General features: G+C 70.8%; 18 protein-coding genes. 6 read left to right on the top strand and 12 right to left on the bottom strand.

Annotation, left to right across the window (positions count from 1 at the left end; all coding sequences use genetic code 11):
• Positions 1-230 precede the first annotated feature (230 nt).
• Complete coding sequence (locus tag ASE15_RS20015; protein ID WP_235534607.1) at positions 231-2,024, bottom strand: ABC transporter family substrate-binding protein; 1,794 nt, start codon at positions 2,022-2,024, stop codon at positions 231-233.
• A 444-nt stretch (positions 2,025-2,468) separates the two neighbouring features.
• Here ASE15_RS20015 and ASE15_RS20010 point away from each other — a divergent pair, with 444 nt between their 5' ends.
• Positions 2,469-3,026: a hypothetical protein gene (locus ASE15_RS20010; RefSeq protein ID WP_157257730.1), complete on the top strand. Its 558-nt coding sequence runs from the start codon at positions 2,469-2,471 to the stop codon at positions 3,024-3,026.
• A gap of 58 nt (positions 3,027-3,084) precedes the next feature.
• On the opposite strand, the gene ASE15_RS20005 is transcribed toward ASE15_RS20010, so the two are convergent.
• The 6 genes from ASE15_RS20005 to ASE15_RS19980 form a co-directional block, all read right to left on the bottom strand.
• Positions 3,085-3,456 carry a zinc ribbon domain-containing protein YjdM gene (locus tag ASE15_RS20005; protein WP_056765499.1) on the bottom strand — a complete coding sequence of 124 codons (372 nt, stop codon included), beginning with the start codon at positions 3,454-3,456 and terminating at the stop codon, positions 3,085-3,087.
• Positions 3,457-3,541: 85 nt separating this feature from the next.
• Positions 3,542-4,792 (bottom strand): DUF6357 family protein, encoded by a 1,251-nt coding sequence (locus tag ASE15_RS20000; RefSeq protein ID WP_056765552.1) that lies wholly within the window; start codon positions 4,790-4,792, stop codon positions 3,542-3,544.
• The gene (locus tag ASE15_RS19995) at positions 4,789-5,442 is read right to left on the bottom strand and encodes a hypothetical protein (RefSeq protein ID WP_056654565.1); all 654 of its coding nucleotides are present in this window, start codon (positions 5,440-5,442) and stop codon (positions 4,789-4,791) included. Before ASE15_RS19995 ends, ASE15_RS20000 begins: the two co-directional genes overlap by 4 nt.
• A 105-nt stretch (positions 5,443-5,547) precedes the next feature.
• On the bottom strand, positions 5,548-6,633 hold the full coding sequence (ychF, locus tag ASE15_RS19990) for a redox-regulated ATPase YchF (RefSeq protein WP_030152107.1): 1,086 nt from the start codon (positions 6,631-6,633) through the stop codon (positions 5,548-5,550).
• A gap of 136 nt (positions 6,634-6,769) precedes the next feature.
• On the bottom strand, positions 6,770-8,356 hold the full coding sequence (locus ASE15_RS19985) for a hypothetical protein (RefSeq protein WP_056654563.1): 1,587 nt from the start codon (positions 8,354-8,356) through the stop codon (positions 6,770-6,772).
• A complete protein-coding gene (locus ASE15_RS19980; RefSeq protein ID WP_082609171.1) occupies positions 8,338-9,246 on the bottom strand; it encodes an ABC transporter ATP-binding protein in 909 nt (302 codons plus the stop codon). The genes ASE15_RS19985 and ASE15_RS19980 overlap by 19 nt, the downstream gene beginning before the upstream one ends.
• 132 nt (positions 9,247-9,378) lie before the next feature.
• On the opposite strand from ASE15_RS19980, the gene rmuC reads away from it, so the two are divergent.
• Complete coding sequence (rmuC, locus tag ASE15_RS19975) at positions 9,379-10,989, top strand: DNA recombination protein RmuC (RefSeq protein ID WP_235534606.1); 1,611 nt, start codon at positions 9,379-9,381, stop codon at positions 10,987-10,989.
• Between the two features lie 217 nt (positions 10,990-11,206).
• Here the strand turns inward: rmuC and ASE15_RS19970 are convergent, their stop codons facing one another.
• Positions 11,207-12,226 carry a 4-hydroxy-3-methylbut-2-enyl diphosphate reductase gene (locus tag ASE15_RS19970; protein ID WP_056654561.1) on the bottom strand — a complete coding sequence of 340 codons (1,020 nt, stop codon included), beginning with the start codon at positions 12,224-12,226 and terminating at the stop codon, positions 11,207-11,209.
• Between the two features lie 151 nt (positions 12,227-12,377).
• Here ASE15_RS19970 and xseA point away from each other — a divergent pair, with 151 nt between their 5' ends.
• Both xseA and ASE15_RS19960 read left to right on the top strand, forming a co-directional pair.
• Positions 12,378-13,649 carry an exodeoxyribonuclease VII large subunit gene (xseA, locus tag ASE15_RS19965; protein WP_056654560.1) on the top strand — a complete coding sequence of 424 codons (1,272 nt, stop codon included), beginning with the start codon at positions 12,378-12,380 and terminating at the stop codon, positions 13,647-13,649.
• Positions 13,650-13,714: 65 nt separating this feature from the next.
• Positions 13,715-13,975, top strand: a complete 261-nt coding sequence (locus ASE15_RS19960) for an exodeoxyribonuclease VII small subunit (protein ID WP_056654559.1) — start codon at positions 13,715-13,717, stop codon at positions 13,973-13,975.
• A gap of 10 nt (positions 13,976-13,985) precedes the next feature.
• Here ASE15_RS19960 and ASE15_RS19955 read toward each other — a convergent pair whose 3' ends face one another.
• The 4 genes from ASE15_RS19955 to ASE15_RS19940 form a co-directional block, all read right to left on the bottom strand.
• A complete protein-coding gene (locus ASE15_RS19955) occupies positions 13,986-15,257 on the bottom strand; it encodes an ABC transporter ATP-binding protein (RefSeq protein WP_056654557.1) in 1,272 nt (423 codons plus the stop codon).
• Between the two features lie 178 nt (positions 15,258-15,435).
• Entirely contained in the window at positions 15,436-16,290 is an 855-nt protein-coding gene (locus ASE15_RS19950) for a carbohydrate ABC transporter permease (RefSeq protein WP_056765496.1), read from the bottom strand.
• The gene (locus ASE15_RS19945; RefSeq protein ID WP_082609169.1) at positions 16,287-17,282 is read right to left on the bottom strand and encodes a carbohydrate ABC transporter permease; all 996 of its coding nucleotides are present in this window, start codon (positions 17,280-17,282) and stop codon (positions 16,287-16,289) included. Before ASE15_RS19945 ends, ASE15_RS19950 begins: the two co-directional genes overlap by 4 nt.
• Positions 17,279-18,574 carry an extracellular solute-binding protein gene (locus ASE15_RS19940; RefSeq protein WP_056765494.1) on the bottom strand — a complete coding sequence of 432 codons (1,296 nt, stop codon included), beginning with the start codon at positions 18,572-18,574 and terminating at the stop codon, positions 17,279-17,281. Before ASE15_RS19940 ends, ASE15_RS19945 begins: the two co-directional genes overlap by 4 nt.
• Before the next feature lie 232 nt (positions 18,575-18,806).
• Between ASE15_RS19940 and ASE15_RS19935 the strand changes: the two genes are divergently transcribed.
• Positions 18,807-19,487 (top strand): carbonic anhydrase, encoded by a 681-nt coding sequence (locus ASE15_RS19935; protein WP_056654548.1) that lies wholly within the window; start codon positions 18,807-18,809, stop codon positions 19,485-19,487.
• 107 nt (positions 19,488-19,594) lie between these two features.
• Positions 19,595-21,004 carry an aspartate ammonia-lyase gene (locus ASE15_RS19930; RefSeq protein WP_056654545.1) on the top strand — a complete coding sequence of 470 codons (1,410 nt, stop codon included), beginning with the start codon at positions 19,595-19,597 and terminating at the stop codon, positions 21,002-21,004.
• The last annotated feature ends 2 nt before the right edge of the window (positions 21,005-21,006 follow it).

Below are 21,006 nucleotides of genomic sequence, written 5' to 3'. Positions count from 1 at the left end.
AGGTTAGGGGCCGGGCAAGTCTACGCGCGGGTTGCGCGCGCAAGGACATCAGCCGGCGCGAGGCGTGGGTCGTGTGGACTCGTTTCGCGCCAACCGCCAGCGAGGACATCGGTACGCGAACGTACCGATGTCCTCGCAAGGTTTGACGCGTCGAACACCGGTCGACGCCGGGGGTTTCCCGGCGTCGACCCAGGTCAGGTACCTGTCTTCAGGTGCTCAGGACGAGAGTCCTAGGCGCCGAGCTCCCAGTTCCAGAAGCCGTAGAAGATCGTCGGGCTGATGGTGATCGCGTCGACGCCCTTCAGGTTCTCGTCCCAGCCCTGGATGGCGGGGAACTGGAAGATCGTGGTGCCGAAGGCGTCGGCCCACAGGTTCTTCTCGACCTCGAGCTGCAGTGCGAACTGCTCGTCGGGCTCGGTCGCGACCTGGAGCTGGTCGAGCGCGGCGTCTACCGCCGGGTTGCTGTACTTGCCGTAGTTGTTCAGACCCGGCTCCGGCGCCCAGCGGAAGTTCGCGTCGGACTCGGTGACGGCGGTCGAGGTCGACTGCCAGCCGAACAGCGAGGCGTCGTACTGGTCCTGACCGGTGCCGAGCAGGGTGCCCCACTCAGCGGCCGGGCGGCCCGTGTCGACGATCTCGAAGCCGGCCTGCGAGGCGGTGTCCGTGATGAGCGCGAGCTCGTTGACGCGACGCGCGTTCTCGTTGTTGTACGCGAAGCGGACCTTGACCGGGGTGGTCACGCCGGCCTCGGCCAGAAGCGCCTTGGCTGCCTCGATGTCTGCGTCCGGCTTGAAGTAGTCCGAACCGTTCTCGGCGACCATCTTGTCGTAGTTGGGCGAGCCCGGGATGAGGATCTGCGAGTTGCGGACCTCGGCGTCGGGGTTCAGCGGGACGATCAGGTTGTCGACGATCGTCTGGCGCGGGATGGAGAGGAGGAAGGCCTGGCGGACCTTCTTGGCCTTCTCGGCGTCGCCGCCGTACGCCGCGGGGTCGAACGGGCCACCGTTCTGGAAGACCAGGTCGACGTGCTCGAACGTGCCCTCGACGCTGTTGTTGGTCTCGATGCCGGGCAGGGCCTCGAGGGCGCTGCGCACGTCTGCCGAGGCCTGCGGCCCGATGAGGTCGACCTCACCGTTCTGGAGCGCCTGGACCTGGGCCATCGGGTCGTCGATGTAACGGACCGTGATGGTCTCGACCGAGGCCTTGTTCTTGCCCTTGAAGTCGGGGTTCGCCTTGAGCGTCAGGTACTGGTTCTCGACGTACTCGTCGAGGAGGTACGCACCGTTCGAGAGGGTCAGCGCCTTGTCCTCGGGCATCGAGGTGAACTCGAAGCCCTTGTTCCAGAAGGTCGCGATCGGCGAGAGCTGAGCGACGTCGCCGTTCACGATGGCGTCGCGCAGGGCGTCCTTGGCCTTCTGAGCGTCCTCGATGCCGAGCGCCTTCTGGCCGACCACGTGCGCCGGGACGAACTGGTTGGTGAAGTTCAGGGCCCAGTCACCGAACGGCTTGTCGTACACGAAGGTGATCGACTTGCCGTCTTCGCTGATCTCCGGGATCGCGCTGATGAGCGAAGAGCCGGGGGTCGTGCCGTCGAAGTAGACGCCCGCGTCCAGGGCAGCCTGGTTGGAGACGTTGCCCTCTTCGTCGTACTCCGCCTCGACGTTGTTGTACTTGGCCGAGGTGGCGACCCACTGGAGCAGGATGTCCGTCGCGTCGAACGCGGTGCCGTCGGACCACTTGGTGTCGTCCGCGACCGTGTACTTGACCGTCAGCGGGTCGTCGGAGACCTTCTCGTACGTGCCGAACGAGGAGTCCTCGACCAGGTCGAGGTTCTCGTCGTAGTAGTTGAAGCCCGAGTTCAGCATGTAGCCGATGACGGCGTTCTGCGTCGCGTTGCCGTTCGTCGAGCTGAGGTTGAGCTCGTTGAGCGGTGCTTCCCAGGCCACGGTGACCGCGGACTCCTGGTTGATGCCTGCGTCGTCAGTGCTCGCGTCGTCGGAAGTGCCGCCGCATGCGGTCAGCACCAACGCGACCGAGGCCACGGCCGCGGTAACGGCACTTGTGCGCCTGATGTTCAATGTTCCTCCTCAAGGGGATGGCGACTCCCTTGCCCCGAAGGAACGCGCGGGGTGACCCGCAGGGCGTCCCTCGGCGGCGTCGTCAGGGAAGCCCACCATGGTTTGGGGCAACGGTACCGACCAAGATGGGCGACTTCACCCGGTTGCGCCTTTCGGGCAGCCGATCGTTACCGAGTTGATACTGGCCGGTACGGTCCTGTTTCCATCGTGATACCGGGAGAAACCGGTACGTAACACCCTGGACACGAAGAACGGGCACCTGCCGTGTCTCACGATACGGCGGCACGCGTCCCACGGACGGGCAGTGTGACCGGTCTCTCGGAGACCTCGGTCACGCTCCGCACCAGCGGCCCACGAGAGGCAGGAGCTCGTCGCCATAGGCTCCTCGTCGTGACCATGCCCCCTCCGGCGACAGCCGCCCTCCCCGCCCGGACGCTGCGCACCGCCTCGATCATCGTCCTCGCCTTCGCGGCCGTGCTCCTGCTGTTCGGCCTGAGCATGCTCAGGGCCGCGCTCGGACCGGGCCTGGAGGCCAGAGAGCTCGTCGCGTCGGGGCAGTCGGGGACCGTGACCGATGCCCGCGTGCACTCCTGGTCCGCGGACCAGCAGATGCACAGCTCGCTGGAGCTCACGTTCACCGGCACCGACGGAGAGCGGCTCGTCGCCGAGACCGACCACCGGCCGGAGTACGTCCGCGGTCGGTCCGTCACCGGGTGGGCCGACGAGTTCCAGGGGAAGGACCAGCTCATCGGCCGGCCTGTCACGTACCTGCTCGGCGACCCGCCGACCGTCGAGCTCACGAGCGAGCTGCCGGCCCTCGCGTCCGGCGGGTGGGGCTTCCCGCACTTCCTGGGACTGGCGTTCGTCGTGATCGGCTGCGGCGCCGCCGTGGGCGGGCTGATCAGCCTGCGCCGTGCCCGGCGGCGGATGGCGCTCGAACTGTCCTGAGCTCGCCGCGCACGAGGAGGCAGACCAGGTACCGGTCGGGCCGGACGCATCGAACGGGCTAGAGAACCTTCTTGACCACGCTCGACTTCAGCTGCATCTGCCCGAAGCCCGGCACCTTCGCGTCGATGTCGTGGTCACCCACGCCGTCGGAGATCAGCCGGATGCCGCGCACCTTGGTGCCGACCTTGACGACCCCGCCGCCCGCGCCCTTGACCTTGAGGTCCTTGGCGATCGTGACGTCGTCGCCGTCCTCCAGCGGATTGCCGACGGCATCCTTCACGACACGTGCGTCTGGCGCGTCGGCGTCGTCGGTCTCCTCGACGCTGCCGGGCGCCCACTCGTGGCCGCACATCGGGCACACCAGCAGCGCGCCGGACTCGTACGAGTAGTCGCTCGCGCACGAGGGGCACGGGGGCAGCTGATCAGACATTGGACCTCCAGGTCGTCGTGTGTCGTGGAATCGGCCTCGAGCCGACTCTCGTTCCTCGTCGAGGCGTGGGTGCGTCGAGCCGGGACTAGCGTGCGTCGCGCCGCCGGCGTGCACGCTCGAGCTCGGCGGCATCCGACATCCACGGGCCGTGCTGGTCGAGCCCGGCGCAGCCGCCGCGGACGAAGGCGCTCACCACGGTCCGGTACCCGCTCATCCCGTCGACCAGACCGTACTCGACCCGGTACTCCGGTTCCGCCCTGCCGACACCCTTGCGCAGCGTCGTGACCCGGGCGATCGAGTACGCGTAGAAGTGGAGCTGGATCCCTTCGCCCATCGTCTCGTCCTCGATGGTGAACACCTCGTTGTCCGAGGCCGACCGATCACCGACGAACTCCCAGAACTCCGCGTCGGCAGTGCGTGGGTCACCCTGCTGCCACCGCTTCTCGACCTCCTTGTCGTCCGTGAACGTCAGCTTCGTCCTTCTCGCGCCGGCATGGTCGCCCAGCACCACGGCTTCGTCCTCCACGGGCAGGTCCCGTGTGCGGTCCGCGACCTCCGAGCACATCAGGAAGCTCACGGTGCGTACCGCGTCGTCGACGAGCTCAGGGTGTGCGCCCCGCACCGCGGCCTCGACCGCCTCCGCCACGCGGTCCCACTCGCGCTTGTCCGTGGCACGCCTTCCCCGTCGCGGGTCGAGGCCGATCCGCATCCCGGAGCTCGCCTGCTCCGCGGTCGCGATCACGCGCATGACCTCGGAGAGCAGCGCAGGGTCGACGGCGTCCGGAAGGCGTCGCGGGATCGTCGCACCGTGCGGGTACTGTCCGGTGAAGCTCAGGATCGCGGCGTCGAGCGGGCCGAGGACCACCCCACGCCCGGCTCGACGACGGTCCGCCGAGTACGCCTGCGCTCGTCTCCCGTCGGGCGTCTCCGACGCCCCGCGCATCGAAGCGCAGACCTGACCGCGCTCGAGCAGATCGATGTGGGCCCCGTGCGCGACGAGCCGGCTCCTGTCCCACGGGATGCGCTCGAACAGCGCGTCGACGTCGGCGGGCAGCGAGAGGAGGACCGGGTCCAGGAGCGCGACAGCGGCGTCCTCGTCGAGGCGCCCCCGGGTCCCGGCCGCGTCGCAGAACGGAAGGACCGCGCTCCACAGCAGCAGGTGTCTCGCCAGGTCCTCGCGGATCACCGCCAGATGGGCTTCCCCGATCGGGAACGTGAAGGTCCGCGGATCGTGGTTGGCGTCGGCCCCGGCAGCGAGCATCAACCTCAGCTCGCCGTCCTCCCGGATCACGGTCGGGATCCAACCGCTCGCGCGCGTGAAGACGACGTCCCTCATGACCACTTCTCGAGCTCGACGTCGAGGCGTTCGTCGGTACGCACCCAGACCTCACCTGCGGCGGCCCCGGCCGCGGCATCGACCCGCTGGAGCCCGAGGAACGTGATCAGTCCGAGCAGCTCGGCTCGATCTGCCGGGGCATCGTCGAGAGCGTGCGCATCGAAGAAGACGTAGAACTGGTCGCTCGGGTCGACGATGCCCGAGTCTCCCCAGATCCGAGCGACATTCTCGATCGCCTCGGCTTCGGTCGTGATCGCCGCGGCGCGGGCGGCACCGCGAGCCTCCGGTGACGCGTCGAGGTCGTCGAGCTCCGGGAGCCACTGGCCGAAGCGGTCCAGGCCGGCATACCCGTTCTCGAAGAACAGCATGGCGCTCGGCAGGTAGCGATGGGGCCCGTCGACCGTGAGGTGCTCGCTCCGGGCCCGTCCCGTCACCTCGCTCCGCGCGATCACACCTCGACCGGGCATGAGCACCAGGCGTTGGCCTGCCGGCTCGTCGTCGACGGTGTAGGTGTCGGACTCTCGACCTCTGAAGAACGCAGAGAACACGACGTAGGCCTCCTGCGGGTCACCCACGGAGACCTCGTGGTCGTTGCCGTCGCCGACGCCGAAGACGAACTGCTTCGGTCCCGGGTGGTACGGGCGGGCCATGGCTGTCCTCCGTCGTCGTTCGTGCGGTCCCCACCGCCGTCGTCGAGCCGGCGCCGGGCCGGGCCGGCGCCGACCTGGCCCGGCCCGGTCCGGGCTTCCGAGCGACTACACGTTGAAGCGGAACTCCACGACGTCGCCGTCGACCATGACGTAGTCCTTGCCCTCGATGCGGGCCTTGCCCGCCGCGCGGGCCGCCGCGACCGAACCGGTCTCGACGAGGTCGTCGAACGAGATGACCTCGGCCTTGATGAAGCCGCGCTCGAAGTCGGTGTGGATGACGCCCGCCGCCTGCGGCGCGGTCCAGCCCTTGCGGATGGTCCAGGCACGCGACTCCTTGGGCCCGGCGGTCAGGTAGGTCTGCAGGCCGAGCGTGTCGAAGCCGACGCGCGCGAGCTGGTCGAGCCCCGACTCCTCCTGGCCCGTCTCGGCGAGCATCTCGGCCGCTTCCTCGGGCTCGAGCTCGGCGAGCTCGGACTCGAACTTGGCGTCCAGGAAGATCGCCTGGGCCGGCGCGACGAGCGCGCGCAGCTCGTCCTTGCGGGCCTCGTCCACGAGCCCCGCGTCGTCGGTGTTGAAGACGTAGATGAAGGGCTTGGCCGTCATGAGCTGCAGGCTCGCGATCTCGGCCAGGTCCAGGCCCGCGGCAGCGGCGCCCTGGAACAGCGTGATCCCCTGCTCGAGCAGGGACTGCGCCTTCTGCGCGGCCGCGACCAGGACGGGGTCGCCCTTCTTGATCTTGACCTCCTTCTCGAGGCGCGGCAGCGCCTTCTCGAGGGTCTGGAGGTCGGCGAGGATCAGCTCGGTGCTGATGGTCTCGATGTCGTCCGCAGAGTCCGTGGACCCCTCGACGCGGATCACGTCGGGGTCGTCGAACGCACGGGTCACCTGGCAGATCGCGTCCGCCTCGCGGATGTTCGCGAGGAACTTGTTGCCGAGGCCCTCGCCCTCGCTCGCACCCTTGACGATGCCCGCGATGTCGACGAACGAGACCGTCGCGGGGAGGATGCGCTCGCTGCCGAAGATCTCCGCGAGCTTGTTCAGCCGGGGGTCCGGGAGGGACACCACACCGACGTTCGGCTCGATCGTCGCGAACGGGTAGTTCGCTGCGAGGACCTGGTTGCGCGTCAGGGCGTTGAAGAGGGTGGACTTGCCGACGTTGGGCAGGCCGACGATGCCGATTGTAAGAGCCACGGGGCCTGAGTCTACGGGAGCGGCGCACGGGCCCGCTCGCGCTCTCGGTGACCCGCTGCCCGACGGCGTCGCCCACCCGGGTGCGCGCGTGCAGGACGGCGCGTGCGCACCCGGGCGAGAGCCGGCGTCGGGCCTGCTACTTGTAGCTCATGACCTGCTGGAGCAGCTCCGGCCCCCGCTGGTCCACCAGGCGGCCGCCCCAGCGCATGCCCAGCACCAGGAAGAGCCCACCCAGACCGATCCCCACGACCAGCGCGAGCCAGCCCCACACCGCGTCGCCCGTCAGGACGTTCGTGAGCGCCAGGCCAGCCGCCGGCAGCGACAGCGCGAGGAGCACGAGCATCGTGATCATCTGGGCGAACATGGTCGCCATCGCGGCCCCCTGGGGCGACTTGAAGGGGCTGTCCCCCGGCTTGGGCACCGGGTAGAGGAGCCGCGCCGAGACCACGCTCGACACGCCGAGCCCCGTCGCGAGCACGCCCAGGCTCAGCCCGACCGTGGCGACCAGGAGGTCCCACCGCCCCGTGAAGGCGACCGAGACGACCGCGAAGACCGTCACGACCGGGACCCCCAGCACGGCGGCCGCGAGCACACGACCCGCACGGTCCGCGAAGCCCGTGACCCCGGACGAGAGCTGCGTCCAGAACGCCGTGTGGTCGTAGGCGATGTCCGCCGAGATCGCGAACCCGAACGTGAACGCCGTGAGCGGCCCGAGCACGAGCATGAGCTCGCGGAACCCGTCACCGCCGTCGATCCCCATGCTCGAGCCGACGAACCACAGCAGGACCGGGAGCAGCGGGACGACCGCGATGGACCCCGAGTAGCGCGGGTCGCGGAACCAGTACGTGAGGCATCGCGCTGCGACGGCCCCGACCGGGGTCGCCGGGAAGCGGTCGAACCAGCCCAGGCCCTTGGACTTGCCCGCGCTCGCACCGCCGCGCGGGGCGACGAGCGCCTTGGCGAGCGCACGGTCCCACACGACCCACGCGAGCGCCACGACGACCACGGCGATCGCGAGCCGGGCGAGCGCGAGGCCCCAGGCGCCGTCGGCGACCGCGGACGCGACGGCCCACGGCGCCCCGAACGGCGTCCAGCCCAGGACGGCCGCGATGACCGGCAGGACGTCCTGACCGCGGGCGATCGCCGCGGTCGCCCAGCCGATGAGGGGGCCGGCGAGCATGAGCGGCACGAACGCCGCGATCGACAGGACCTCGCGGTAGCGACGCGAGTCGAGCAGGGGCGCGAGCGCCGTCGTGGTCGCGCGCGAGCCCACGACGCACATCGCGACCGCGAGCAGCCCGCCCACGACCGCGGCGAGAGCCGCGACGGGAGAGCGCCACCACGCGAGCGTCGTGCCGAGAGAGACCAGGAGCGTCACGACGCCCGGGATGCCGACCAGGCCCGCGACCGCGAGGCCCGCGAGGAGCTGACGCTGGGGCACCGCGAACGTCACGAAGCGCTGCGGGTCGAGCGTGGCGTCCACGCCGAACGCGAACAGCGGCACGACCCACCACGCGATGACCACGACCGAGCCGACGATCGTCACGATCTGCCCAGCGGTCTCCGGGGCCGTGGTACCCAGGACCGCGAGCCCGATCAGCGCCATGGTCGCGATGCCGAGCCCGTAGAGGATCCCGAGGGCCAGGCCGATCGTCTGCCACACGCTCTTCTTGAGCGTGTTGCGCATGAGCGTGAGCTTGAGCCTTACGAGGTGCGCAACCACGACAGCCCCTCCGTGGTGTGACGGCCGCCGACGAGGTCGACGAAGCGGTCCTCGAGGCTCTGGCCCGCGCGGACCTCGTCCACGGTGCCCGCCGCGAGCACGTGCCCGCCCGCGATGACCGCGACGTGGTCGCACATGCGCTGGACCAGGTCCATGACGTGCGAGGAGACGATCACGGTGCCGCCGCTCGCGACGTACCCGTTGAGGATCTCGCGGATGTTGGCCGCGGAGACCGGGTCGACGGCCTCGAACGGCTCGTCGAGCACGAGCAGGCTCGGCGCGTGGATGAGGGCCGAGGCGAGCGCGATCTTCTTGGTCATGCCCGCCGAGTAGTCGACGACGAACGTGTTCGCGTCGGCAGCCAGGCCCAGGGCCTCGAGGAGGTCCGCGGTGCGCTCGGCGACCGTCTGCCGGTCCATGCCGCGCAGCAGGCCCGCGTAGGTGATGAGCTGGGCGCCCGTGAGGCGGTCGAACAGACGCACGCCGTCGGGCAGGATGCCGAGCATGCGCTTGCCCTCGAGCGGGTTGGCCCACAGGTCCAGGCCGTGCACGTGGACCGCGCCGAAGTCGGGGCGCAGCAGACCGGTGGCCATGGACAGCGCGGTCGTCTTGCCCGCGCCGTTGGGGCCGACGAGCCCGTAGAACGATCCGGCCGGGACGTCGAGGTCGATCCCGGCCACTGCGATCTTCTCGCCGAACTTCTTCCACAGCCCGCGCACCGAGAGCGCGGGGGCCGCGGGCCCCTGCGTCGACGGGGCCGGGGGCGCTGCAGGGGCGAGCACAGGTGCGGTCGGGGCGGACGCCTCGGGGTGTCCGGGAGCGCCGTGCGCTCCCGTCGTCCCAGGGGTCGCGGGTGGGAACTGGTCGCGGGGCTCAGGATCGTGGGCCATACGGACAAACGTAGCGGAGCCGGGCCGCCGCTCCCCCTGTGAAATGTCACTACTTTCGAGGTGGGAGGCTCGTCCGCAGGCCCGACGGCGTCGCTCACCGGTCCTGTCGGTGGCACCTGGCAGAGTGCGGGCATGGACAACGCCTTGCCGTGGTTGATGCTCGTCGTCGGGCTCCTCGTGGGTGCCCTCCTGGGGTGGTTCGCGCGGCGGTCCGCGCCCGACTCGGGACGGGAGGAGATCGGTCGGCTCACAGGCCTGCTGTCCCAGGCGCAGCAGGAGGCCGCGCGCGGCGCCGGGCTCGCCGAGCGCCTCGCGGCCGAGCGCGAAGGGTTCGAGCGCCAGCTCCGCACCGAGCGCGAGGGGTTCGGACGTCACCTCGCGGGCGTCGAGCGAGCAGCGGACGAACGGTTCGACATCGAGCGCGCCAACCACGAACGGGCGATCGAGGAGCTGCGCGCGGGCTCGGAGAAGAGGCTCGGCGAGATCCGCGGCGACCAGGCCCGCCTCGAGGCGCAGTTCGAGGTCCTGGCCCGCAAGGCCCTCGCGACCAGCAGCGAGCAGTTCCTCACCCAGGCCGAGGAACGCTTCAAGCGCAGCCAGCAGGTCGGCGAGTCCGAGCTGGCCAAGCGTGAGCAGGCCGTCCAGCAGCTCGTCGAACCCCTGAGCAAGGCCCTCGACCAGGTCAAGGCCGAGGTCACGGCCGCCGAGCAGGCCCGTCGGGAGGCGCACGGCACGCTCACGGAGCAGGTGCGCAGCATGCGCCTCGACTCCGAGGCCCTGCGCTCGGAGACGGCCCAGCTCGTCACGGCCCTGCGGTCCTCGCAGGTGCGCGGGGCGTGGGGTGAGCTCCAGCTGCGCCGCGTGGTCGAGGCCGCGGGCATGATCCCGCACGTCGACTTCATGGAGCAGGACCAGGTCAGCACCGACGACGGCGCGCTACGCCCGGACATGGTGATCAAGCTCGCGGGCGGCAAGAACGTCGTGGTCGACGCCAAGGTCGCGTTCCTCGGCTACCTCGACGCCCAGCAGACCGCCGACCCTCGGGTGCGTGCAGAACGCCTGGCCGCGCACGCCCGCCACTTCCGCAAGCACATCGACGACCTGGCGGGCAAGCGGTACTGGGACCAGTTCAGCCCCGCCCCGGAGTTCGTGGTCATGTTCGTCCCCGCCGAGTCGTTCCTGTCGGCCGCGGTCGAGCAGGACCCCTCGATCCTCGAGTACGCGGTCGCCAAGAACGTCATCATCGCGGCCCCCATGACCATGATCGCGCTGCTGCGGACCGTCGCGTACGCGTGGCGCCAGGACGCCCTCGCGGCCAACGCCCAGCAGGTGCTCACGCTCGGCAAGGAGCTGCACGGTCGCCTCGCCGTCATGGGCAGCCACCTGGCCAAGCTGGGACGGTCCATCCAGGGCGCCGCCGAGTCGTACAACAAGACGGTCGCGTCGCTCGAGACCCGCGTCCTCGTCAGCGCCCGCCGGTTCGCCGACCTCAACGTCGTGGACGAGGACCTCGAGACCCCCGCCCCGGCCAACCCGCAGCTGAGCGCCGTGAGCGCCCCCGAGCTCCTCGCCTCGGTCAACGAGTCGGTCGTCGCGCTCGACGAGCTGAGCGGCCCCTCGGGTACGGGCGCGGAAAATGGCCCGCGCAGCGACAGCGGGACCGGCGTCCTCGACGCGGGCATGCTCGGGACGATCAACGGGCCCGGGCGGCACGAGCGCGACCGCGGGGCCGACGCGTCCTGACCCGCAGCGCGACCCGGGACACCGCGAGGCGAGCGTCCCGTGCCGTCGGCCTCCGCATGCCGTGAGCGGCACGAGCGGTGAGCGTCGCAGGGTGGGCGGCACGGTGCCGGACGCACCCCGGTGAGCGGCGCCGTCGGGCCGGACGACGAAGGCCCGCCCCCGGCATCGGGGGGCGGGCCTTCGTGCGGCTGCTGCGTGCGGCCGGAGCCTCGACGGGTCAGACGGGCTCGACCGAGAGCGACGTACGGTTCTCGCGGCGCGGGCGCGCAGGCGCGTTGCCCGCGGCCTTGAGGTCCGCGCGCAGCTCCTTGGGGAGGGAGAACATGAGGTCCTCGGTCGCGGTGCGCACCTCCTGGACGTCGCCGTAGCCGCGCTCGGCCAGGTACGCCAGCACGTCGTTGACGAGGATCTCCGGGACCGAGGCCCCCGACGTCACACCGACCGTCGTCACGCCCTCGAGCCAGGACTCGTCCATCTCCTGCGCGCGGTCGATGCGGTACGACGCGTCCGCGCCGGCGCCCAGGGCGACCTCGACCAGTCGCACCGAGTTCGACGAGTTGGCCGAACCGACCACGATCACGAGCTCGCACTCGGGGGCGAGCTTCTTCACCGCGACCTGACGGTTCTGCGTCGCGTAGCAGATGTCGTCCGACGGCGGGTTCTGGAGCGTCGGGAAACGCTCGCGCAGGCGGTCGACGGTCTCCATGGTCTCGTCGACCGACAGCGTCGTCTGCGAGATCCAGACGACCTTCTCCGGGTCGCGGACCGTGACGTTCGCGGCGTCGTCGGGCGAGTTGACGACCTGGACGTGGTCCGGCGCCTCGCCGGCCGTCCCCTCGACCTCCTCGTGCCCCTCGTGACCGATCAGCAGGATGTCGTAGTCGTCCGCCGCGAAGCGCACGGCCTCCTTGTGCACCTTGGTGACCAGGGGGCACGTCGCGTCGATCGTCTGGAGGTTGCGCTGGGCGGCGGCCTCGTGGACGGCGGGCGAGACCCCGTGGGCCGAGAACACGACGCGCGCGCCCTCGGGTACCTCGTCGGTCTCGTCGACGAAGACCGCGCCCTTGTCGCTCAGCGACTCGACGACATACTTGTTGTGGACGATCTCCTTGCGGACGTACACGGGGGCGCCGTAGTGCTCGAGCGCCTTCTCGACCGCGATCACGGCGCGGTCGACTCCCGCGCAGTAGCCGCGGGGGGCGGCGAGGAGGACACGCTTACCAGTCGGGGAAGTCACCCCACGAGTCTAGGCGACGGGCCCCCGGGGCCGGGCCGTGCGGGTGGGTCGGCGTGCGGTCCGGGCCAGGTCCTGGCAGCAACTCCACAGGATCCCCACGGGTCGGCGCGCACACGGTGGCCCTGTCAGTCCCATGAGGCAGTCTTGACCCGTGACCGACCGACCCGCCGACACCGCCGACCCCACGAGCCCCGCCCCGCCGCCCGCGCTCCCCGCCCGGGCCCTCGACACGACCGCGGAGAACCCGTGGCCCGTCCGGCTGCTGTCGAGCAAGATCACGGCCTACATCGACAAGATGGCCCCCGTCTGGGTCGAGGGGCAGGTCGTCCAGCTCAACCGTCGCCCCGGTGCCTCGATGGCCTTCCTGACCCTGCGGGACACCGACGCCGACATGTCGCTCCCGGTCGCCGCCCTCGCCAAGGTCTTCGAGGCCGCGAGCACGCCGCTCACCGAGGGCGCGCACGTCGTCGTCCACGCCAAGCCGGTCTTCTGGCCCAAGCGCGGGTCGTTCCAGCTCCAGGCGAGCGAGGTGCGCACGGTCGGGATCGGCGAGCTGCTGGCCCGCATCGAGCACCTCAAGCGGGTCCTGGCCGCCGAGGGCCTGTTCGACGCGGCCCGCAAGGTCCCGCTGCCCTTCCTCCCGGCGGTCGTCGGCCTGGTGTGCGGCCGCGAGTCCAAGGCCGAGCACGACGTCGTGGTCAACGCCCGCGCCCGCTGGCCCCAGGTGCGCTTCGAGATCCGCGAGGTCGCGGTCCAGGGCACGGGCGCCGTCGCGCAGGTGAGCGCAGCGATCGCCGAGCTCGACGCGCGCCCCGACGTCGACGTGATCGTGGTCGCGCGCGGCGGCGGCGCGGTCGAGGACCTCCTGCCGTTCAGCAACGAGGCCCTGGTCCGGGCCGCGGCGGCCTGCCGCACCCCGCTCGTGAGCGCGATCGGCCACGAGACCGACACCCCGCTCCTGGACCTCGTCGCCGACTACCGCGCCTCGACCCCCACGGACGCCGCCAAGCGCATCGTGCCGGACGTGGGCGAGGAGCGTGCGCGCGTCCTGCAGGCCCGGTCCCGGATCCGCGCCGCGATCACGCACCAGCTCCAGCGCGAGCAGTCCCGTCTGGACAGCGCACGCTCGCGCCCGGTGCTCGCGGCCCCCGAGACCATGATCTCGACGCGCGAGCAGCAGGTCCTCACCGCGAGGGACCGGGCCCGGCGCTCGCTCGACGCGATCCTGCTGCGCGCGCACGGCGAGGTCGACCGGCTCGCTGCCCAGGTGCGCGCCCTGTCCCCCGCCTCGACGCTCGAGCGGGGCTACGCCGTCGTGCACGGACCGGACGGGGCGATCGTCCGCTCCCCCGACGACGTGAGCCCGGGCGACGCGCTGCACGTCCGCCTCGCCCAGGGCGCGATCGACGCCACCGTGCGCTGAGACCGTCCGGCCACCAGCACCACCCCGCCCCACCAGACCAGCCCAGCCCAGGAAGGCCCACCACCATGACCACCACCCCTCCCCACGCCGACGTCGCGGACCTCACCTACGAGCAGGCCCGCGACGAGCTGGTCCAGGTCGTGTCGCGCCTCGAGGCCGGCGGCGAGCCGCTCGAGGCCTCGCTCGCGCTGTGGGAGCGAGGCGAGGCCCTCGCGGCCCGCTGCCAGGAGTGGCTCGACGGCGCCCGCGAGCGCCTCGCGTCGGCACGCGCTGCAGACGCCCCGTCCGCGACGGGCGGGGCCTCCGAGGCGACCGAGGACGACTGACCGGTACCGCTCAGGCGCTGGCCTTCTGCGCCTGAGCGTCGGCCTGCGCCTGAGCCCGCTCGAGCGAGGCGCGCCGGTCCTCCTCGTTCTCGCGGTCGAGCCGGTCCACCTCGTCCTGGTCGTGCGTGAGATTCTCCCCCGTCTCGGGGTCGAAGACCATCATCTTGTCGGGGTCGAACCAGAGCTCGGTCGTGTCACCGTCCCGCACGCGCGACGCCGAGTCGAGCGCGACGACGAACTGGGTGCGCAGGCCCTCCCCGTCGAGCTCGCGGTCGAGCTCCTCGAGCTGCTCGGCGACCGACGCGTGCATCTCGAACGGCACGTAGGCGTAGAGCTCGGCGCCGAGCCACTCCGTCACGTCGATCTGCGCGTCGAACGTCCGCCCCCGGTCCTTCTTGGTCGGGTCGACCAACCGCGCGTCCTCGAAGTGCTCGGGGCGCAGCCCCACGATCACGAGCTCGCGGCCACCGACGGCGCTCACGATCCGCTCGGGCATGTCGAACGTCCCGAACGGCAGCTCCATGCTGTCCCCCGAGACCTGCCCCGGGAGGAAGTTCATGGGCGGCGACCCGATGAACCCCGCGACGAACAGGTTGACGGGCTGCTCGTACAGGGCCCGCGGGCTCGCGAGCTGCTGCAGCTCCCCCTTGCGCAGGACCGCGACACGGTCGCCGAGCGTCATGGCCTCGGTCTGGTCGTGGGTCACGTACACGGTCGTGGTCGCGAGGCGGCGCTGGAGCCGGGCGATCTCGGTGCGCATCTGCCCGCGCAGCTTGGCGTCCAGGTTGGACAGCGGCTCGTCGAACAGGAACGCCTTGGCGTCCCGCACGATCGCGCGCCCCATCGCGACACGCTGTCGTTGCCCACCCGAGAGGTTCGCGGGCTTGCGGTCCAGGTGCTCGCGCAGCTCGAGCAGGTCCGCGGCGTGCTCGACCTTCTCGCGGATCTCGGCGTCGGTGAACTTCCCCTTGGTCAGGCGCAGCGGGAACGCGATGTTCTCCCCGACGGTCAGGTGCGGGTAGAGCGCGTAGTTCTGGAACACCATCGCGAGGTCGCGGTCGCGGGGCGCCTTCTCGTTGACGCGCTGACCGTCGATCATCAGGTCTCCCGAGGTGATGTCCTCGAGGCCGACGATCATGCGCAGCAACGTCGACTTCCCGCAGCCCGACGGGCCGACGAGGATCACGAACTCCCCGTCGGCGATGTCGATGCTCACCCCGTTCACGGCGGGGAACCCGTCGCCGTACTTCTTGACGATGTCCTTGAGGGTGATCGACGCCATCAGGTCTCTCCTCGGTCGGGGGTCGGGCAGCGAAGGGTTCGGGGGCGGGACGGGGTCTCACGCGGGTGCCCGACGGCGCCGCGCACCGCCGGGAGAGATCGCACCCGCGCGCGGCGCGCCGTGCGCAGGGTGCGGCGACCGCTCGGGGCGGGCGGCGCCGTCGGGCCGGTGGCTCTGCTCATCCCTTGACCGCCCCCTGCGTGAGTCCCGAGACGATCTGGCGCTGGAACAGCACCACGAGGATCACCACGGGGATCGTCACGACCACGGCAGCGGCCGAGATCGCGCCCGTCGGCTCCTCGAAGTACGACGCCCCCGTGAAGAACGCGAGGGCAGCGGGCACCGGACGGGCCGCGCTCGTCGACGTCAAGGAGATGCCGTAGATGAAGTCGTTCCACGCGATGAAGAACGCGATGAGCGCCGTGGTGAACACGCCGGGCGCCGCGAGCGGCACGATGACCTTGCGGAACGCCTGCCAGGGCGTCGCGCCGTCGACCTGCGCGGCCTGCTCGAGCTCCCACGGGATCTGGCGGAAGAACGCCGCGAGCGTCCAGATGGCGATCGGGAGCGTGAGCGACAGGTACGGGATGATGAGCCCGAGCCACGTGTCGTACAACCCGATGTTGCGCCACAGGTTGAACAGCGGTGTGACGATCGAGACCACGGGGAAGATCGACACCCCGAGCGCGGTCGTGAGGATCAGCCGCTTGCCCGGGAAGTCGAGGCGCGCGATCGCGTACGCGGCGAGGGTCGCGAGGACCACCGCGATGGCCGTCGCGATGAGCGAGATGCCCACCGAGTTCCGCAGGGCCGACAGGAAGAGCTCCTGCGCGGACCCGCTCGAGGACAGGATCTGCCCGTAGTTGTCGGTGCTCCACTGCGGGGGCAGGAACGTGCCCGAGTTGATGTCGCTCGGACCCTTGAAGCTCGTCATGAGGATCGAGACGACCGGGAACAGGGCTCCGACGAGGACGACGATCGTGATGACGGCCCACCACACGCGGGCCCGGGTGCTCAGGACGCTGCCCATCATCGCTCCCCTCTCGCGCCGGCCAGATCCACCTTGAAGAGCTTGATCGCGACGAAGCAGATCCCGATCACGCACAGGAACAGCAGGACCGAGATGGCCGAGCCCATGCCGATCTGGAGCTGGCCGATCGAGGTCCGGTACGCCAGCAGGGACAGGACCTCGGTGTTGTTCGCCCCGTTGGTCATGATGAAGACGTTGTCGAAGATGCGGAACGCGTCGAGCGCGCGGAACAGCACGGCGACCATGATCGCGGCCTTCATGTTGGGCACGATCACGCGCGAGAAGCGCTGCCAGGCCGTCGCCCCGTCCACCTTCGCGGCCTCCTCGAGGTCTCCCGGGACCTGGGCGAGGCCCGCGAGCAGCAGGAGCGAGATGAACGGCGTGGTCTTCCAGACCTCGGACGCGATGATGACGAACAGGCTCGTGCCCTGGTGCGCGAACCAGTTGAGGTCCGGCCCGATCCCGGGCACCCAGTCGAACCAGCTGTTGACGTACCCCGAGGTGATGTCGAACGCGTAGAACCACGCGAACGCCGAGACCACGGTGATGATCCCGTAGGGCACGAGGATCGCGGTGCGCAGCAGCCCACGGAGCCGCCTGATCGCGCGGTGCATGACCAGCGCGAGCGCGAAGCCCAGGACGAGCTCGACCACCACGGAGACGACCATGATGAAGAACGTCACGGCGAAGTCTCGCCACCACACGGGGTCGGTGAGGATCACGACGTAGTTGCCGAGGCCCACGAACGAGCGGTCGTCGGGGGCCGTGAGCTTGTAGTTGAACAGCGAGTCGTAGAAGGCCTGGAGGATCGGGTAGAGCGTCACGGCCAGCATCACGACGAACGCGGGTCCGGCGAGGTACCACCCGAGGCGGGCCTCGGCCCGGGCCCGGTCGCTGCGCGCGGCCCTGGCCTTCTTGTCGGGTCCGCGGTCCGCGCCGGGCGCGGGGTCCGGCGTGGGCCGGGCCGGGTGGGCGCCCCGGGTCTCGGTGCTCACAGGAGTCGCTCCCCTCGCAGGACGGCGGTGATGAAGTCGGTCGACTTCACGGGGGTACCGTCCTCGGTCACGCTCGACGGCGGGTACCAGGTCTGCTGCAGACCCGTCGAGACCTCGTTGTAGAACGGGGTCTGCGGCCGGGGTGCGGCCTGCTCGAGCGACTGCCGGATCACGTCGTACATGGGATAGGCCTCCTGCACGGCCGGGTCGTCGTAGGCCGTCGTGCTGGCCGCCGGGTTGCCGTCCGACACGAAGTACGCGGCCTGGTTCTCGGGGGTCACGATGCACTGCGCGGCCTCGTAGGCGAGGTCGGTGTGGTCGCTGAAGGCCCCGACGCCCAGGCTGATGCCGCCATAGGGCGGACGCGTGTCCTTGCCCTCGACGGTCTGCGGGTAGAGCGTCCAGCCGATGTCGTCGAGCAGCGACTGGTCGAGCGAGCCCGCCTCGACGCCGCCCTGCGTCGAGGACCAGACGAACGGCCAGTTGACCATGAACGAGCCCTTGTCCCCCTGGAAGAGCGTGAGCGAGGCCGACTCGTCGGCGCTCGGCAGGCCCGGTCCGCCGACGCCCGACGTCCCGATCTCACCGATGATGCGGGCCGCGTCACGACCCGCGTCGGTCTCGAGCCCGAGCTTCAGCTCGTCCGCGGGGGCCTCGGGGTTCTCGAGGATCTGACCGCCCGCCGACGCGACGAGGGCGTTGATCCACACGGTCAGCGACTCGGCCTTGGCGCCCTGGACCGCGAGGTACTTGTCCTGGGACTGCGCGGCGTCGATGAGCTGGTCCCAGGTCACGGGCTGAGCGAGGTCGAGCCCCGCGGCCTCGGCGACCGACTTGCGGTACCAGAGGAGCTGGGTGTTGGCCCAGAACGGGATCGCGACGAGCTCTCCCTTCCACGTCGAGCCGTCGATCGCGCCCTGCACGACGTCTGTGGTCGCGGCCGTCGCGACGTCCTCCGGCACGGGGGCGAGGAAGCCCGCCTCGGCGAGCTCGGGGATGAACGGCGGGTCGAGGCTCATCAGGTCGATCGACGAGTCCTTCGCGGCGAGGCGCCGCGCGAGCTGCTCGCGCTGGGCGGCGGCGTCACGCGGCAGGAGGGACGTCTCGATCGTGTAGGCGCCCCCTGCCGCCTCGGTGCAGGACGCCGCGATCGCGGCCTGTCCTCCGTTGTCCGGGTTGATGTACCAGGTGAGCACGGGCGGGCCGGAGCCCTCTCCCGTGCTGCACGCGGCGAGCGGCACGACGGTCGCGACAGCGAGTGCCGCGGCGAGTGCCCGGATGCGTCGGTGCACGGTCTCCCCTTCGTCCAACGGGCGCTGCGCCGTGCCCGTTCTCGGTTGGTTCACTCCTCCCAGGGCTACACCGTTCCCGGACGACTCGCCACAGGAGGGACATTCCGATGGGCCGTCGAGCCGCTCGTCCGAGGGCCCGACGGCGCCGCTCGCCCGCGCGGCCGGGTCGCCGTGTCCACGGCGAGGGTCGGATCGTGAACACCGCCGACGGGACAGGCCCCCATGAGCGAGCATGGAGGTTGTGACCACGACTGAGACGACCGAGCAGACCCCACCCGCGCTGACCCCCGCCAAGGCCTGGGCCATGCTCCGCGACGGGAACGGGCGCTTCGTCCGCGACGAGATGGAGCACCCCTCGCAGGGTGCCGCTCGGCGGGCGGAGCTCAGCGTCGCGCAGCACCCGCACACCGTGATCTTCGGCTGCGCCGACTCGCGTGTCGCCGCCGAGATCATCTTCGACCAGGGACTGGGCGACGTGTTCGTCGTGCGGACCGCGGGTCACGTCCTGGACACGACCGTGATCGGGTCGATCGAGTACGGGGTCAACATCCTGGGCACGCCGCTCGTGGTCGTGCTCGGCCACGACAGCTGTGGCGCGATCGCCGCCGCGGCCCACACGCTCGCGACCGGCGAGCAGGCCGACGGGTTCGTCCGTGCGGTCGTGGACCGGGTCATCCCCTCGATCGTCAACATCACGAGCAGCACGGGCAGCCTCGCGACCCTCGACCCGGACACGCTGCGCCGCGAGCACGTGCGCCACACGGTCGACATGCTCCACGGCTACTCGGCAGCCCTGGCCGACGCCGTGGCCGAGGGTCGGCTCGCGATCGTCGGCGTCGAGTACACGCTCGCGGACGGCCGCGCCCGGCTCGTCGAGGTCGTGGGCGACGTCGAGGACACGCCGGACGTCTGAGCGCCCGACTCCCGCACCGGAACCGGCCCGCGCGGGTGACGTGCAGCACGCACCCACCCCGCGGCCGGGTTCGAGATCACCCGCGCTCGTGCGGCACCATTAGCCCCATGACTTCTGCCGACGCTTCCGACTACCGCATCGAGCACGACACCATGGGTGAGGTCCGCGTCCCCGCGGCCGCCCTCTACCGCGCGCAGACGCAGCGCGCCGTGGAGAACTTCCCGCTGTCGGGCACTCCTCTCGAGCGCAGCCACATCGAGGCCCTCGCTCGTGTCAAGAAGGCCGCCGCGCGCGCCAACGCCGAGCTGGGGGTGCTCGACGAGGACGTCGCGGCCGCCATCGTGGCCGCCGCCGACGAGGTCGCCTCGGGCGCGCACGACGCCCACTTCCCGATCGACATCTTCCAGACGGGCTCCGGCACGTCGTCGAACATGAACACCAACGAGGTCCTCGCGACGCTCGCCACGCGCTCGCTGGGCCGCGAGGTCCACCCGAACGACCACGTCAACGCCTCGCAGTCGTCCAACGACGTCTTCCCGACGTCGGTGCACCTGGCCGCGACCGCGGGCGTCGTGCACGACCTGATCCCGGCCCTGACGCACCTCGCGGAGGCCCTCGAGGCCAAGGCGACCGAGTTCGCGACGGTCGTCAAGTCGGGCCGCACGCACCTCATGGACGCGACCCCGGTCACGCTCGGCCAGGAGTTCGGCGGGTACGCGGCAGCCATGCGCTACGGGATCGAGCGCCTCGAGTCGGCGCTCCCCCGTGCGGCCGAGGTCCCCCTGGGCGGCACGGCCGTCGGCACGGGCATCAACACGCCGGCCGGCTTCCCGCAGCGCGTCATCGCGCTGCTGGTCGAGGACACGGGCCTGCCGCTGACCGAGGCGCGCGACCACTTCGAGGCGCAGAGCTCGCGCGACGGGCTCGTCGAGCTCTCGGGCGCGCTGCGCACCATCGCGGTCTCGATCACCAAGATCTGCAACGACCTGCGCTGGATGGGCTCGGGCCCCAACACGGGCCTCGGCGAGATCTTCATCCCCGACCTGCAGCCGGGTTCGTCGATCATGCCGGGCAAGGTCAACCCCGTCGTCCCGGAGGCCGTCCTCATGATCGCCGCGCGCGTGATCGGCAACGACGCGACCGTGGCGTGGGCCGGCGCGAGCGGCTCGTTCGAGCTCAACGTGCAGATCCCGGTCATCGCGCTGGGCGTGCTCGAGTCGATCCGCCTGCTCTCGAACGCGTCGGTCGTCCTCGCGGACAAGACCGTCACGGGCATCACGGCCAACGTCGAGCGTGCGCGCGCGCTCGCGGAGTCCTCGCCGTCGATCGTCACGCCGCTCAACCGCGTGATCGGCTACGAGGCGGCGGCCAAGGTCGCCAAGCACTCGGTCAAGCAGGGCATCACGGTCCGCGAGGCAGTGATCGACCTGGGCTTCGTCGAGCGCGGCGAGGTCACCGAGGCGCAGCTCGACACGGCGCTCGACGTCCTGTCGATGACGCGCCCGCCGCAGGCGTGACC

This window comes from Oerskovia sp. Root22 (assembly GCF_001429135.1).
Classification (GTDB): domain Bacteria; phylum Actinomycetota; class Actinomycetes; order Actinomycetales; family Cellulomonadaceae; genus Oerskovia; species Oerskovia enterophila.
The sequence above is the reverse complement of the archived record's forward strand: the minus strand, read 5'-3'. Positions and strand labels throughout refer to the sequence as shown.